Genomic DNA, 14,050 nt, shown 5'->3' with positions numbered 1-14,050 from the left:
CACCGGATCTATCCTTCTGGCGGGCAATTCAGTTCGAGCTTGGTGGCGAAGATCTTGCTCATGTCGGTGCCTGTCGGGTCGTTGAAGAACGCGTCCGTCAGGGTCTTCTGGTTTTCCTTGATCGCCTCGTCTGGATCCGGCCGGATGACGCTCTTGGTGCAGTTCGAGGGCAGGCCTTCCACGGTGATGTTGCTATCCTCGGTGAAGTCGATCGCTGTGTAGAAGGTTGGATCGTAGACGCCGAAATCGATCTTGCCGGCGAGCTTGATCGGCACCTTGGGTTCGGATTCGAACAGGATGATCAACTGGTCGTTGTCGAAATTGGCCATCAGATGCGGTGGCGGCGTCATAGGCACGTCCTTGCCGTCGACGGTGACGAGCTGGAAATAGTTGAATTCGGCCAGCGAGGCATGAACGGTGTCGGCGACATCCTTCAGCTCCTTGTCGTCAAGCTTCAGGTCGGAGTTCTTGTCGAACTCCATCATCACCGTACTCGAAAACAGATCATCGAAACGCCAGAGGTGACGCAGCGCTTTCACACTTTGGTGATCCGGCGAGAGGATCACGTCGAGGCGGGCCTCGGCGAAGACATGAGGATGCGCGCCAGCCGCTCCGACGGAGGCAAAAGTCGTCGCCAGGGCCGAAGCCAGCATGATTGCGTGCCGTTTCAGATGCATTCTCGGTCGCTGTTCCATCGGCCTCGGAGAGATTTCGAGAGGTTACCAGAAACGGGGCGAAATTGGGACCGCGGCACGGCAGGACCGGCTCAAGCGCTCTCGCGGTTCCTGAACCATTGCACCAGGAAATCGACGAAGACACGGACCTTGGCCGGCAGATAGCGGCGGTGCGGGTAGACGGCGAAAATGCCGCTGCCCGACTGGATGCGGTCGTCGAGCAAGGACACCAGCAGCCCGGATGCGAGGTCGGGCGCGGCGATGAAATCCGGCAGGATGGTGAAGCCCAGACCGGACACGGCGGCGGCTCGCGCAGCCATCGGGCTGTTGACCTCGATCGGACCCGATACGTTGACACTGACTGACTCCTCGCCATCGCCCCTGAAGCGCCAGTTGGCGAGCGAGCGGCCATTGGTGTCGACGATGCAGGGCAAGTTGGCGAGATCCTGCGGGCGCGTCGGCTTGCCGTGCTTGGCGATCAGCTCCGGCGAGGCGCAAAGCTTGATCGAAAACGGCCCCAGGCGGCGGGCGATCAGCGATGAGTTCTCCAGGCGCGAGATGCGCACGGCAAGATCGAAACCTTCCTCGACCAGATCGACAAAACGGTCGTCGAGATGGATGTCGAGCACGATGTCGGGATGCTGTCTGGCGAAGTCGATGAGCGACTGGCCTATCGGCGCGTCGGCGAAGGTGCGCGCCGCGGAGAGCTTGATCCTGCCGCGCACGTCGCCGGAGGATTCGCGCACGGCGTCGGCCAGGCTGTCGACCTCGCGCACGATTTCCGAAGCGCGGCTGTAATAGGTATGGCCGGCCTCAGTCAACGAGAACTGCCGCGTGGTGCGGTTGAGCAGCAGCGCGCCGAGTTCGTCTTCGAGTTCGCGCACATATTTCGACAGCAGCGCCTTGGAGCGACCGATCTTGCGCGCGGCCGCCGAAAAGCCTTCGGCCTCGACGACGTCGATGAAGGCGCGCATGCGGGTCAGTGTATCCATCATCAAGCCTTTCGTGCCGCATCGAGAATTCGCCGGCCGAGCCGTATCAGGGCAATGTCGCTGCCGGGAGGACCGAGCAGCGAGAGGCCGAAAGGGGCGCCGTCAACCGAGCCCAGCGGCAGGGTGATTTGCGGAAAGCCTGAAAGACCCGAAAGGCACAAAAGATGCAAGGCCCTTTCGCGGTAGGCCTGGAGCTGCTGCGGCTCGCTTTTGACCAGAGGTGCGGGGCCTGGAACGGTAGGCAGGACAAGAAACCCGTCCTGGCCGAGCAGCGCGGCTAGCTCGGAGCGGAACGTCAAGCGGCGCACCGCCTCGGCCCGCGCGGTCTTTTCGTAGATTGTCCGGCCGAAACCAAAGCGCTCCTCGACGCCCGGCCCGAGATCGCGCTCGCCCGAAATGATCCAGGCGCCATGCTGCTGCCAGGCCTCGGCGGCCTGGAGGCGGCGAAAGCACCAGTAGAGCTCGTCGGGGAAGGAGGCGAAGCTGTACTCTACCGGCGCCGGCTCACCGACAAGACCGGCGGCCAGCGCTCTCATCCTGGCATATTCGGCTGCCTCGGCGGGGCCGGCCACGAAAGCGTCCAGCCAGCGGATCGAAAGCGGCCGGGTGAGCGGATACGGATGCGGGTCGCGGCCGAGCAGCAATTTGCCGATCGTCTCATAGGTTTCGATGTCGTCGGCGAACCATCCGAACGTATCGAAGCTCGGCGCCAGCTTCATCGTGCCTTCGAGCGAGATGCGGCCATGCGTGGTGCGCAGCCCGATCAACCCGCAAAAGCTCGCCGGGGCGCGGATCGAGCCGCCGGTGTCGGAGCCGGTGGCGATATCGGCAAGCTTGCCGGCCACCGCCGCCGCCGAGCCGGAGGACGAGCCGCCGGTGACGCGATCGGGAGCGGCCGGGTTCACCGGAAACGGAAAATGCGCGTTCTGGCCCATCAGCGAGAAAGCGAACTCGTCGGTCTGCGTCTTGCCAATGAAACGCGCGCCGGCGTCGAGAATCATCTGCACGGCCGGTGCCGTGCTGGACGCGGCATGCGCCTCGTCGAACTTCACCGGATTGCCGCAACCGGTGCGGTAGCCGGCGACGTCGTAAATGTCCTTTACCGCCAGCCTGAGCCCGGCCAGCGGCCCCAGTTCCGCATTGGCGACCGGCATGCGGCGCAGGTCAAGAAAGGCGTTGAGCGGGCCGTGTGTGCCTGGCATCGTTCGATATCCGTATACAGTAGGCCAGCATTGTTCGATGCCGGAAATTTTACAACCTGGGATACGATTTTTATTGATTGTGAAATCTTTCGATCTTATATCGCGCTTGCCCAAAGTCGCACGTGCCTGTGGGTGTCCGCCGATCCTCGAATGGTGAGGGAAATCGGTAAGGTAACTGGAGCTAACCCCTCCAGTCGGTCTAGCGGCCAACCGCCAGCCCGAGGACACCTTGAAGCAACGACGGTGCGGGCCTTTCTGGTGTTCTGCCGGTCGTCCAAAGACCGGGGTTACTGAAGAGGCACACCTTCATTGCCGGCAGTGCGGACGGGTCTCCCATCCAAGCCAAGGCAGACAAAGCGAACCGAGGCCGGGCAAGGCCAAGGTTCACCGCCGCGAGACGGCGTTTCATGGTTCCGGGGTCTCCACCGGCTGGTTCCATGAATTTCCGTCCCGCCTTTGTTTGACCGCGTGTTCGCGAGGCCGAAAGCCCGCGTCCCGCAGCTTATTGCGCGCCGCAAGGCGTTGATGGAGAGACCCCGATGGCCACCCAGCGCATCCTCGACTTCCTCGCCACCCGACGTCCGTCCGGCCCCTGCCTCGTCGTCGACCTCGATGTCGTGCGCGACAATTTCCGTGCCTTCGAGAAGGCGCTGCCCGATTCCAGGATCTACTATGCGGTGAAAGCAAACCCGGCGCCGGAGATCCTGCGCCTGCTTGCTGCGATGGGCTCGTCTTTCGACACCGCTTCCGTTGCCGAGGTCGAGATGGCGATGGACGCTGGTGCGCCGGCGGACCGTATCTCCTTCGGCAACACCATCAAGAAGGAGCGTGACATTGCACGCGCCTACCAGCTCGGCATTCGGCTGTTTGCCGTCGATTGCGTCGAGGAGGTCGACAAGATCGCCCGCGTCGCTCCCGGCGCCCGCGTGTTCTGCCGCCTGCTGACCGACGGCGAAGGCGCCGAGTGGCCGCTGTCGCGCAAGTTCGGCTGCGTGCCGGCGATGGCCGTCGACGTGCTGCGCCATGCCAGGACGCTCGGCCTCGACGCCTATGGCGTGTCGTTCCATGTCGGCTCGCAGCAGACCGACCTGACGGCGTGGGACCGTGCGCTGGCCGACGCCAAGAAGGTGTTCGCCACGCTCGCCGATGAAGGCATCGTCCTCAAGATGGTCAATATGGGCGGCGGTTTCCCGACGCGCTATCTGCGTGACGTGCCGGCGGCCCAGGCCTATGGCCAGGCCATCTTCTCGGCGCTGCGCAAGCATTTCGGCAATGCGATCCCTGAGACCATCATCGAGCCGGGTCGCGGCATGGTCGGCAATGCCGGCGTCATCAAGTCGGAAGTCGTGCTGATCTCGAAGAAGGCCGAAAACGACAATGTGCGCTGGGTGTTCCTCGACATCGGCAAGTTCGGCGGTCTGGCCGAGACGATGGACGAGGCGATCCGCTATCCGATCGTCACCCGCCATGACGGTTCGGAGACCGCACCTTGCGTGCTCGCCGGCCCGACCTGCGATTCGGCCGACGTGATGTACGAGAAGACGCCGTATCCGCTGCCTCTGTCGCTGACCATCGGCGACGATGTGCTGATCGAAGGCACCGGCGCCTACACGACCACCTACTCGGCGGTCGCCTTCAACGGCTTCGAGCCTCTCCGATCCTACGTGATCTGACGGCTTCGGCCTTCAGATCACCCCAGGCGGACGTTTGCGTCCGCCCGGGTTCGCCTGTGGAACAAGCTCCGCTCGTGAAGGATCGCGGAAATGGACATTGTAAATTACATTGACGGTGCCGTGGGAATCTCCCCCCTTGAGGGGGAGATGGCAGGCAGGCCAGAGGGGGTCGTCTCGCGTGAAGCGCCGGCATCCCTCGTCCACGACGCGGTGTCGCGTCAGGTCGTGCCGACCCCCTCTGTCGCCTTCGGCGACATCTCCCCCTCGAGGGGGGAGATTGCCCGCGCCATTGTTGTCGTCGCCGAAACTGCGGCAGACATCGCATCGCGTGAAGCGTTGCTCGATCGCGCCATGGGGCCGATGCGGCGCAAGAAATCGTCGGAGAAGCTGCGGCGTGGCCGCCGGCCTTCCGAAGGCCTCGCCTTCGTGGCGCGTGATGCGGCGGGCGCGGTGATCGGCACTGTGCGGCTGTGGGATGTAAGGCTTGGCGAGGGTGGCCCGGGAGCACTTCTGCTCGGACCGCTCGCCGTCGATCCGGCGCTGAAGAACGCCGGCATCGGCTCGGCGCTGATGCGCCATGCTTTGGCCGAGGCCGCGCGTCTCGGCCATGCCGCGGTGCTGCTGGTCGGCGATGCGCCTTACTATGGCCGCTTCGGCTTCTCGGCGGAGAAGACCGGCGCGCTCGCCATGCCTGGTCCGTACGAGCGGCACCGCCTGCTGGCGCTGGAACTGATCGATGGTGCGCTCGACGGCGCGCATGGCACGCTGAAGGCTGCAGGTCGCAAGCTCAAGGCACAGAGGCTGTCGCTGGCCGCCTGATTGTCCAAAAACAAACGCCGCCGGTCCTTTGCATTTCAGCGAGGGCGGCGTTTTGTTGTTGCGAAGGGCTCAGCCGATCAGTTGGCTGAGCGCCATGGCGACCGACATATCGCCTTCGACCTTTATCTTGCCGGACATGAACGCCATGGTCGGGTTGAGGTCGCCGGCGATCAGCGAATCCAGATCGTCGAGCGACAGCTTTATGGTGCAGTCGGTCGGCGCGTCGGTGGTCGAGACGGTCGCGCCGTCGATGACGATGACGCCGTTGCTGCCGGTATCGAACTTCACGGAATGTTCGAACCCGGCGCTCGCCACGCGCGACCTCATCTTCTCGGCAATATCCTGAACGCTCATGACTGTTCTCCTGGTCTCGTTGCGTTTTGCCGCGCTTCAGTGACCGGCCTCCGCCGAAGTCACTGTCTCGCGCGTACCGCGATCTGGTCGCTTGGCGCATATAGCTTCGAGTTGACGTAAACGTCAACGCGCGATGCGTCATCTCGTTTCAGTCGGAAGGAATGCGGCAGAGAACATTCACCCTGCGACGAAGGTTAGTGTTCAGCAGCGGGCTTCGCCGCCTCGGCCTGGGCCGATTCCGCCGGGGCCGGTTCGGTCGGCGTGGCCGGATCCTTGCGGCGGCGCATGGCGTTGTCGCGGATTTCGTCCTTGGTCAGGAAGTTGACCTGGTCGATCAGCACTTCATGCACCAGGTCGGCGCCGACGCGGGCGTTGACGGTGTCGCGTATGGCCTTGCGGAAGGCATCGAGATCGATGGTTTCCTTCTTGGTGAAGTCGATCTGAGGATTGGAGTAGAGATAGGAATAGACCTGATCGGTCATCAGCGCTTCGGCCGGGATCGACATCTTCTTTATCTCGGCCGGCTCGACCGTGTAGACGAGCTTGGTGAGGAAATAGCCGTCGATCTTGGAATCGCGGATCAGCGGCACCGAGATGATGTCGGTCTTGACGTAGTCGAGGCCACCCAGCATCGGTTTCGGCGTCTCGCCGACGCCGCGCTCACCGGCCGCCTGGAACGAATAGAACACCGCGCCAAGCGTGGCGGCGCAGATCCAGATCGCGGCAGCGATGAATTTGATCACCGGTTGTTCCCGCCTGTTGCCGAGATCATCAGCTCGCCCAACCGAATTCGCCGGCCGAATAGGTGCCGTCGGCTTCGGCGCGCTGAATGGCGTTCTTCAACAGCGTGGCGACTTCGTTGACCGCGTTGAGGTGGGCGAGGATTGCAGCCTCGTTTTTCGCGAGCTTCTGGCGCAGCCGCGCCAGACTGTCGCGATGCTGTTCCAGGAATTCGATCTCGTTGGCGCCCTTCATGGCGCGGGTCAGCTCATAGAGGTAGCGGCTCTTGCGGGCGTTGGAGGCCTTGAGATCATAGCTGGTGTCGTTCTTCAAACCGGCCGTCTCTTCCTCGACCGCTTCCTCGATGCGGCCGATGATGGCGGCAAGGTTGCCCGGCCGTGCAAACGGGATCGGCGCTTCGGACGTACGCGCCGGCAGGTTGGAAGAGTATTTTGAAAAATCGGCCATTGAAAATCCTGGTCTAGATCTTGATTTCGGTTTTGATGGTCGTCTCGTCGCCGGTCATCGACCGTGCGGCCTTGCGCTGCAATTCCTCGACCAGCGAGGTGGACAGCCGGGTCTGCTGGTCGATCTCGGTCTTGTGCGGCCCGGTTGACACCGGGCCGATCGGCACGGTGCGCTTGCCGTCCTTGTAGTGGTCGGCGAGCAGCGATTTGGCGATGCCGATCCCGCCGCGCTCGGCCATGACGTCGGCGACACGCTCGGCAAGCTGCGATTTCCACATGTCGCCGGCCAGCCCCTTGCCGTAGACGCCCTCGGTGTCCTTGGGCAGCATGTTTTGGATGAAGGTCTGCAAGACCATCGCCTCGAACTTCTTGAACTTGCTGGCGGGATCGGCATTTGCGGCGGCCTTGTCGGCGGTAGCGCGCGACAGGATCGAGCCGGCATCTACCGAAGCAGCCATGTCGACAGAAAAATTACCGCCAACGCCGTTGGCCCGCTTGGCCAGCGCGGCACGGGCAGCCTCGATATCCGCCGGGTCGACGGCTCGGGCAACATCGAGAACGATGTCACTGGGTGGAGAAATCGCCAAGAAAGTCCGCCTCTTTGCCGGGTTTCCTGAGCGACCATGCCGCAACAAGCTTGTGGCAGGCTTGCCGGCTCGAAATCCTTCGCCGGATGCTAGGCATTGCTATCAGCAGCGGCAACTCCGGCTGGGTCGATGCGATCTGGTCGTTTGCGGTGGGCGCTGCCGGCGTCGCCATGGTCAGATCGTAGGTGGCGTAGGCGCAGAGGCCGAACACGGCGCCGTACACCCAATACAGCCCGCCGCACGGAACGAAACCGAACGCCGTCCGCAGGTGACCCGGCTCTAACTTCCGATTATTCCTGCCCTCGCCTCTGCGCGACCAGATCGAGCCGGTCGCGGTCGGAGCGTTCGCGTTCGTCCTGTCGGCGCACGTCCTTGTAGGCGCGCTCGACCATGTTGGTGCGCGCCGTCGCAGTGGCGATGAGCGTGACCTCCTGCCTGGCGCTTTCCAAGCTCGCTTCCTGCCGGACCAGCGCATTCGCGATGCGGCGATGGTAGAGGTCAGGGAACAGCACCGCCATCGACTGGTCGGCGTCGAAATGCTGGACAAGTTCCCTGGCCTCGGTTTCGGCGGTTGCCGCTGCCGCCAGGAAGGCCGCATGGCGCGTCTCGTGCAGGGCCTTCAGCTGCTCCTGCACCTTGACCAGTTTCTTCAGCCGTTCCTTGCGCGTGCTCATCTCACCTCGCCAGCGTCAGGTCGACAAAGCCGTCGACGAACAGCGACAGCATGGTCCCGATGGCGAAATAGAAGATGATCATGCCGCCGGCGATGACGAAAGGCAGCGAGATGAAGTAGACCGGGATTTGCGGCGTCAGCTTGTTGACGAAGCCGATCGTCAAATTGACCAGGATGGCATAGGCGATGAACGGGCTGCCGAGCCGGATGACCAGGAAGAAGGCGTCCGACACCGTGTCGGTGAGATCGACCAGGGCGGCCTGCGGATTGAAGAAGACGTTGACCGGCGCCACCGTGTAGGAGGCGACCAGAGCGCGGATGATCTCGTGGTCGAAATCGAAGACGAAGAGCAGCAGCAACGCTGAAAACGAGATGATGGCGGCGAGGGCCGCCTGCGGCTCTGGCTCCTCGATGGCGGGGCCGCCGGTGCCGCCATAGCCGATCAGCATGGCGATGGCCGAACCCATGAAGCGCAGCGCCTCCATGTAGAGCCTCGTCATCGCGCCGATCAGCCCGCCGACCAAAAGTTCGGAGATGATCATCGGTGTCAGCACCTGCGGACGCGCATCGACGAAGGGAAAGATCTTGTCCCACAGGAAGGCGAGCAGGCCACCGGTGGCGGCGATCGACACGAACAGCCGGACCTGGACCGGCACGCGGGCGCTGGACAGACCCGGCACCAGCATGAAGCAGGCGCCGATGCGACAGAAGGCGAGGAAGGCGGCGATGACGACGCCTTGCGACAGGATGTTCACGAGATCGTCCCGAGCACCTTGATCTCGACGCCCTTGGCGATTTCGACATGGGAGAGAACGGGAAGCGTCGTGAACAGGCGCTCGATGATCATGCGCACATAAGGCCGCGCATCGGGCGCGGTGACGAGGACAAAACGCTCGCCGGCCTCGAGATGCTTGCGGATCGCCTTGGTCGCGTCCTGGCCGAATTCCTCCAGCTGGCGCGGGTCGATGTCGAACTCGCGCACCTCGCCCTTGGCGTCGCGCTTGAGGCTCTGGTGGAAGGCGAGGTCCCAGCGGTTGCCGAGCCGCAGCACCTTGAGCATGCCGCCTTCGGAGAGATCGCCGCAGATCTGCTGGGCCATGCGGATGCGGACATGCTCGACGATCTGCTCGGTGCGGCGCACATGCGGCGCGATCTCGGCGATAGCCTCGATGATCAAATGCAGGTTGCGGATCGATACGCGTTCGGCCAGCAGCAGTTTCAGCACCGCCTGCAGGCCGGGGTAGGAGATGTGCGAGGTGCATATCTCGTCGGCCAGCTTGCGGTATTCCGGATCCTGGCGCTCGAGCAGCGCCTTCATGTCCTTGTAGGACAGAAGCTGCGGCAGGTTGTTGCGGATCACCTCGGACAAATGGGTGAGCAGCACCGACATGTTGTCGGCAAAGGTATAGTTCTCGCGCTTCAGATCCTCGGCGAAGGTTTCCAGCACCGAGAAGGCGCGCATGCCGAAGGCCGGCTCGCGGATTTCCTCGCCGGGAACGTCGGGCAAATCCCGGTTCCCCAGCAGCACCATGATCTCGCCGACGCGCATCTGATATTCGGCGACGACGGTGCCGTGGACCTTGATCTGATAGCTTTTCGGCGGGATGCCGAAATCGTCGGCGACGCGCACTTCCGGCACGACGAAGCCGTATTGCGTGGCAAATTTCTTGCGCATCTTGGCCATGCGGAACACCAGTTCCTGATGCGACACCAGCAGCCGCGTCGACAGCTGCTTGCCGATCAGAAGCTCGATCTCGGCGGTGGTCAGCGAAGCCTTGACCGAGTTCTTCTCTTCCTCGACTTTGTTCGCCTTCTCCAGATCCTTGATCGCTTCGGCGGCGGCAGCCTCGCGGTTGGCGCGCATCGGGATGACGTAGCCAAGACCGGCCATGCCTGCAGCCAGCGTGAAGAACGGGAAGAACGGCAGGCCGGGCATCAGGCCGAGCAGGACGAGCAGCGAGGCCGCGACATAGAGCGCGCGCGGATGCGCGCCGAGCTGGCCGAACACCGCCTGGTTGGTCGAGCCGCGCGTGCCGCCCTTGGACACCAGCAGGCCGGCGGCGAGCGAAACGATAAGCGCCGGGATCTGGGTGACCAGGCCGTCGCCGACCGACAGCTTGATGAAGACATCGGCGGCTTCGCCCATGCCCATGCCGTGCCTGATGTAGCCGATGGCGATGCCGCCGACGATGTTGATGGCGGTGATGATGAGGCCGGCAATGGCATCGCCGCGCACGAATTTCGAGGCGCCGTCCATCGAGCCGAAGAAGGACGATTCTTCCTCGAGTTCTCTGCGGCGCAGTTGCGCTGTCTTGTCGTCGATCATGCCGGCGGACAGGTCGGCGTCGATCGACATCTGCTTGCCGGGAATAGCGTCGAGGGTAAAGCGGGCGCCGACTTCGGCAATACGGGTGGCGCCCTTGGTGATGACGATGAAGTTGACTACGATCAGGATCATGAAGACGATCAGGCCGATGACGAAATCGCTGGCCATCACCAGTTTGGAGAAGCCGGCGATGACATAGCCGGCGGCGTGCGTGCCCTCATTGCCATGCGACAGGATCATGCGCGTGGTGGCGATGTTGAGCGACAGCCGCAACATGGTGGCGATGAGCAGCACGGTCGGGAAGGACGAGAAATCGAGCGGCCGCTGGATCCACAGCGCCACCATCAGGATCAGCACCGACAATGCGATCGAGAAGGCGAGGCCGATGTCGATGAGGAAGGCCGGGATCGGGAGGAACAGCACGGCCAGGATGATGACGATGCCGATGGCGAAGAAGACATCGCGGCCGTTCTTGGCCACTGTTCCTGTCGCTAAGCTTTCGCTGACTGCCATGTCGTCCCCAATCACAAGCCTGCCGAGCACGCGACAGCCCTTCGAGCCTAACCGGTCAAGCTTGCGCGAGGGTGGGAGGACTGGTTACTTGCCAGGACGACAGAGGCCTTGAGGAGAGAGATCATGCTGGTGATCATCGGCACCATTCGCCTGCCGGCGCAACGGCTCGACGAGGCAAGGCCGGCCATGCGGCGCATGATACTGGGCAGCCGTGCGGAGCCCGGCTGCATCGAATACTCCTACGCGCAGGACGTGCTCGACGTCGGGCTCATCCATGTAACCGAGGTGTGGAGCGACAGGGCCGCGCTCGACGCGCATTTCCGCTCGCCTCACATCGCCGATTGGCGGGCGAGCTGGGCATCGCTCGGCATAGGCGAGCGCAACCTCATGCTCTATGAGGCCGGCCAGCCGAAGCCGATCTGAGGACCGGGCACAGTCAAGAAGGCGTGGGCCCAAGAAAGTCTAGCAGGCGTTGACCTGTCTGCAGGACCATCCGCCGCCATCGGTATCGTGGCAGTCTTCATAGCTGCCGTAGCAGGTGTTCGTCGAATTGCGATACCAAGGGTAGCCGCCAGGACAGCAAACATCTTGTTGTGCAGTCTGGATAAATTCCTTTGCCGGCCGGCTTTGGTTTTCCGGATTGCCTCCCGCCAAAAAAGAGACATCGGGTGTGACACAACAGACCTAACCGGCATATCCATGCTTGAATTGCTCACCGCAGACGAGCTCAAAAAAATCATGCCAACAGCTAATGAAAAAAATCCCCGCGCACTCATGTTCTCCTCCTTGAGGGAAATAGAGACGGGCAAAAATAACACAGCTGCGTCGATTGCGTAAGCGATCGCTCATATACCTCGACACGCTCGCGGGGAATTGAAGCGGGGCGGCAAGCCTGACTGCTCCTCAGCGCCAGAATGGCGCCGCAAGCAGCCGGCATTATGTCGGCGTGCTGATCGTCGCCGAACTGCACAGCGATCCGTCCGATGGTGAGACGCCGGTGCTGGCGCCGGCCAAATTCCGGCATGCGGTGCTGGTGCCGACCATGAACGTCCGGTCCACCGCCGAAACCATCCAGCGCGCCGCGGGCGCGACCTGTCGGGCGAAGAACAGGCCTCAGCCGGCATCTTAAATCTCCCTACTCGGCGCTTGCCACGTGTACAGTGTCACTGTACAAATCGTTCAGTGGGAGAAGAGACAGGATGAGCACCGACCAGGCTCCGGTCAAGAATGGCGTCGCCTCGACGGCGACGCATGCCCATCAGATGTTGGGCCAGCGGCTGAAGAGCCTGCGTCTCGGCCGGCGGCTTTCGCTGCGCGAACTCGCCGAGCTGACCGGGACCAGCGCCAGCTTCATCAGCCAGCTAGAACGCGGCCTGACCGGCGCCAGCACCGCTTCGCTCAACCAGATGGCCTCGGCGCTTGGGGTGAGCGTGGCGATGCTGTTCGAGGACAGCGTCGCCGGGCAGCACGGAGTTCTGCGGCGCAGTGAGCGGCCGAGCCTGCCGCCCAGCGACGGCTGCCGCAAGATGCTGCTTTCGCGTCCCCCTTTAAGCGACATGGAAGTCTATGTCGGCGAGTTCGAAATCGGCGGCTCGACCGGCCCAGCGCTCTACACCCATGGCGACGCGCTCGAGATGCTCGTCGTGCTGCGCGGCATCGTCGAGGTTTCGCTCGGCGATGTCAGGCATGTGCTGGAAGAGGGCGACAGCATCGAATACGCCACATCGACCGCACATCGCTCAGAGAACATCGGCAGTGGCCGAGCCGAGGTGATGTGGATCATTGCGCCACCGACTTCGATGCGCGCCGAACTCGATCAATATAGGGCCTGGAAACCGCTCGCAGCCAGGTAGGTTCAATCCATGCGGGTCAAATGGGAGAACAATAATCATGCTGAAAACAAGACATCTTGGCCTTGGCGCCGTGCTGGCGCTCGGCGTTCTGGCAACCGCAGCGTTCGCGCAGGAAAAGCCTGTCGCGGGTGAGGTCAAGGAAGGCTCGCTCAAGGGAAAGACGCTGACGCTCGTCTCCTATGGCGGCATCTACCAGGACGGCCAGGCCGCCGCGCTCAAGGAGTTCGTCGAAAAGTCCGGCGCCACGCTGCTCAATGACGGGCCGACAGAGATCGCCAAGCTGCAGGCGCAGGTCGAATCCGGCAACGTCACCTGGGACGTCGTCGACACCGCCGACCTGCCGCCTTACGTCTATTGCGGCAAGCTGTTCCAGAAGCTTGATTTCAGCAAGCTTGACGTCTCCAAGGTGCCCGAGGGCCAGGTCGGCGAATGCTCGGTGCCGGCGATGAACTACGGCGTCGTGCTGATGTACAACAAGGAGAAGTATGGGGATAACCCGCCCAAGAGCTGGGCCGATTTCTTCGACACGGCAAAATTCCCGGGCGTGCGCGCGCTGGATGGTTCCGGCGATCCGACCGGTGGCCTGCTGGAGCAGGCGTTGAAGGCGTCGAGCGGCGATCCGAAGGCGATGACGGTGGCCGACATCGACAAATCCATCGACGTGATCCGCAAGCTCGGCCCCGACACGATCTACTGGAAGACCGGCGCTGAATCGCAGCAACTCGCCGAGTCCGGCGAGGCCGACATGCTGATGATGTGGACGGGCCGTGCCATGACGGCGGTGAAGAACGGCGCCAAATATGCGCCGGCCTGGCAGGACTGGCTGGTGGTGATGGACCAGATGACCATTCCGGTCGGCGTCAAGGATACGGATGCGGCTTATGCGCTGCTCAATGCCTATCTCGGCAAGGGGCCGCAGGAGATCCTGGCGCAGCAGACCTCCTATACGCCGATCAACAATGACGCGCAGCCAAAGGTCGATGCGTCGGTCGCCGCCTTCCTGACCAACACGCCAGAGCGCCAGAAGCAGGGTTACAAGCAGAACATCAAGTTCTGGGTCGAGAACTTCCCGGTGGCGCAGGAGAAGTGGTCGGCGCTGATGGCCGGCAACTGAACAGCCGAGTGAGAGCCAGGCCGTGTGCGGGGGCCCCACCCACCACCCCCCCCCCCCCCCAGTGGGGCCCCGCGGGGCCCGGG

General features: G+C 63.1%; 17 protein-coding genes. 6 read left to right on the top strand and 11 right to left on the bottom strand.

Annotated features, from left to right (window positions below; genetic code table 11):
- Positions 1-8: 8 nt before the first annotated feature.
- The 3 genes from NKI06_RS23940 to NKI06_RS23930 all read right to left on the bottom strand — a co-directional run bounded on the left by NKI06_RS23940 (position 9) and on the right by NKI06_RS23930 (position 2,868).
- Positions 9-677: a DUF1007 family protein gene (locus NKI06_RS23940; protein ID WP_023671926.1), complete on the bottom strand. Its 669-nt coding sequence runs from the start codon at positions 675-677 to the stop codon at positions 9-11.
- Positions 678-766: 89 nt separating this feature from the next.
- Positions 767-1,666 (bottom strand): LysR family transcriptional regulator, encoded by a 900-nt coding sequence (locus tag NKI06_RS23935; protein WP_352987438.1) that lies wholly within the window; start codon positions 1,664-1,666, stop codon positions 767-769.
- A 2-nt stretch (positions 1,667-1,668) separates the two neighbouring features.
- Positions 1,669-2,868 (bottom strand): amidase, encoded by a 1,200-nt coding sequence (locus NKI06_RS23930; RefSeq protein WP_352594678.1) that lies wholly within the window; start codon positions 2,866-2,868, stop codon positions 1,669-1,671.
- Positions 2,869-3,407: 539 nt separating this feature from the next.
- Between NKI06_RS23930 and odc2 the strand changes: the two genes are divergently transcribed.
- Positions 3,408-4,541, top strand: a complete 1,134-nt coding sequence (gene odc2 / locus NKI06_RS23925; protein ID WP_352594680.1) for an ornithine/lysine decarboxylase — start codon at positions 3,408-3,410, stop codon at positions 4,539-4,541.
- 147 nt (positions 4,542-4,688) lie between these two features.
- Entirely contained in the window at positions 4,689-5,360 is a 672-nt protein-coding gene (locus tag NKI06_RS23920; RefSeq protein WP_352987420.1) for a GNAT family N-acetyltransferase, read from the top strand.
- Positions 5,361-5,429: 69 nt separating this feature from the next.
- Here NKI06_RS23920 and NKI06_RS23915 read toward each other — a convergent pair whose 3' ends face one another.
- The 8 genes from NKI06_RS23915 to flhA form a co-directional block, all read right to left on the bottom strand.
- Positions 5,430-5,714 carry an SCP2 sterol-binding domain-containing protein gene (locus NKI06_RS23915; RefSeq protein WP_023683274.1) on the bottom strand — a complete coding sequence of 95 codons (285 nt, stop codon included), beginning with the start codon at positions 5,712-5,714 and terminating at the stop codon, positions 5,430-5,432.
- 194 nt (positions 5,715-5,908) lie between these two features.
- On the bottom strand, positions 5,909-6,457 hold the full coding sequence (locus tag NKI06_RS23910; protein ID WP_023683275.1) for a hypothetical protein: 549 nt from the start codon (positions 6,455-6,457) through the stop codon (positions 5,909-5,911).
- Positions 6,458-6,485: 28 nt separating this feature from the next.
- Positions 6,486-6,902 carry a hypothetical protein gene (locus tag NKI06_RS23905; protein WP_023671919.1) on the bottom strand — a complete coding sequence of 139 codons (417 nt, stop codon included), beginning with the start codon at positions 6,900-6,902 and terminating at the stop codon, positions 6,486-6,488.
- 13 nt (positions 6,903-6,915) lie between these two features.
- Positions 6,916-7,488 (bottom strand): rod-binding protein, encoded by a 573-nt coding sequence (locus NKI06_RS23900; protein WP_023671918.1) that lies wholly within the window; start codon positions 7,486-7,488, stop codon positions 6,916-6,918.
- Positions 7,466-7,711 carry a hypothetical protein gene (locus NKI06_RS23895; protein WP_023751317.1) on the bottom strand — a complete coding sequence of 82 codons (246 nt, stop codon included), beginning with the start codon at positions 7,709-7,711 and terminating at the stop codon, positions 7,466-7,468. The genes NKI06_RS23900 and NKI06_RS23895 overlap by 23 nt, the downstream gene beginning before the upstream one ends.
- Before the next feature lie 67 nt (positions 7,712-7,778).
- The gene (locus NKI06_RS23890; protein ID WP_023817282.1) at positions 7,779-8,162 is read right to left on the bottom strand and encodes a hypothetical protein; all 384 of its coding nucleotides are present in this window, start codon (positions 8,160-8,162) and stop codon (positions 7,779-7,781) included.
- A gap of 1 nt (position 8,163) precedes the next feature.
- A complete protein-coding gene (gene fliR, locus NKI06_RS23885) occupies positions 8,164-8,916 on the bottom strand; it encodes a flagellar biosynthetic protein FliR (RefSeq protein WP_352987419.1) in 753 nt (250 codons plus the stop codon).
- Positions 8,913-11,000: a flagellar biosynthesis protein FlhA gene (flhA, locus tag NKI06_RS23880; RefSeq protein ID WP_023671908.1), complete on the bottom strand. Its 2,088-nt coding sequence runs from the start codon at positions 10,998-11,000 to the stop codon at positions 8,913-8,915. Before flhA ends, fliR begins: the two co-directional genes overlap by 4 nt.
- Positions 11,001-11,123: 123 nt before the next feature.
- Between flhA and NKI06_RS23875 the strand changes: the two genes are divergently transcribed.
- The 4 genes from NKI06_RS23875 (at position 11,124) to NKI06_RS23860 (ending at position 13,967) form a co-directional block, all read left to right on the top strand.
- Positions 11,124-11,423: a putative quinol monooxygenase gene (locus NKI06_RS23875; RefSeq protein WP_352666916.1), complete on the top strand. Its 300-nt coding sequence runs from the start codon at positions 11,124-11,126 to the stop codon at positions 11,421-11,423.
- Positions 11,424-11,946: 523 nt separating this feature from the next.
- On the top strand, positions 11,947-12,129 hold the full coding sequence (locus NKI06_RS23870; protein ID WP_352987418.1) for a hypothetical protein: 183 nt from the start codon (positions 11,947-11,949) through the stop codon (positions 12,127-12,129).
- A 70-nt stretch (positions 12,130-12,199) separates the two neighbouring features.
- A complete protein-coding gene (locus NKI06_RS23865; protein WP_352987416.1) occupies positions 12,200-12,853 on the top strand; it encodes a helix-turn-helix domain-containing protein in 654 nt (217 codons plus the stop codon).
- A 37-nt stretch (positions 12,854-12,890) separates the two neighbouring features.
- Positions 12,891-13,967, top strand: a complete 1,077-nt coding sequence (locus NKI06_RS23860; protein WP_352987415.1) for an extracellular solute-binding protein — start codon at positions 12,891-12,893, stop codon at positions 13,965-13,967.
- The last annotated feature ends 83 nt before the right edge of the window (positions 13,968-14,050 follow it).

This window comes from Mesorhizobium sp. M0772 (assembly GCF_040320135.1).
Classification (GTDB): domain Bacteria; phylum Pseudomonadota; class Alphaproteobacteria; order Rhizobiales; family Rhizobiaceae; genus Mesorhizobium.
This window is presented reverse-complemented; position numbering and strand designations above follow the sequence as displayed.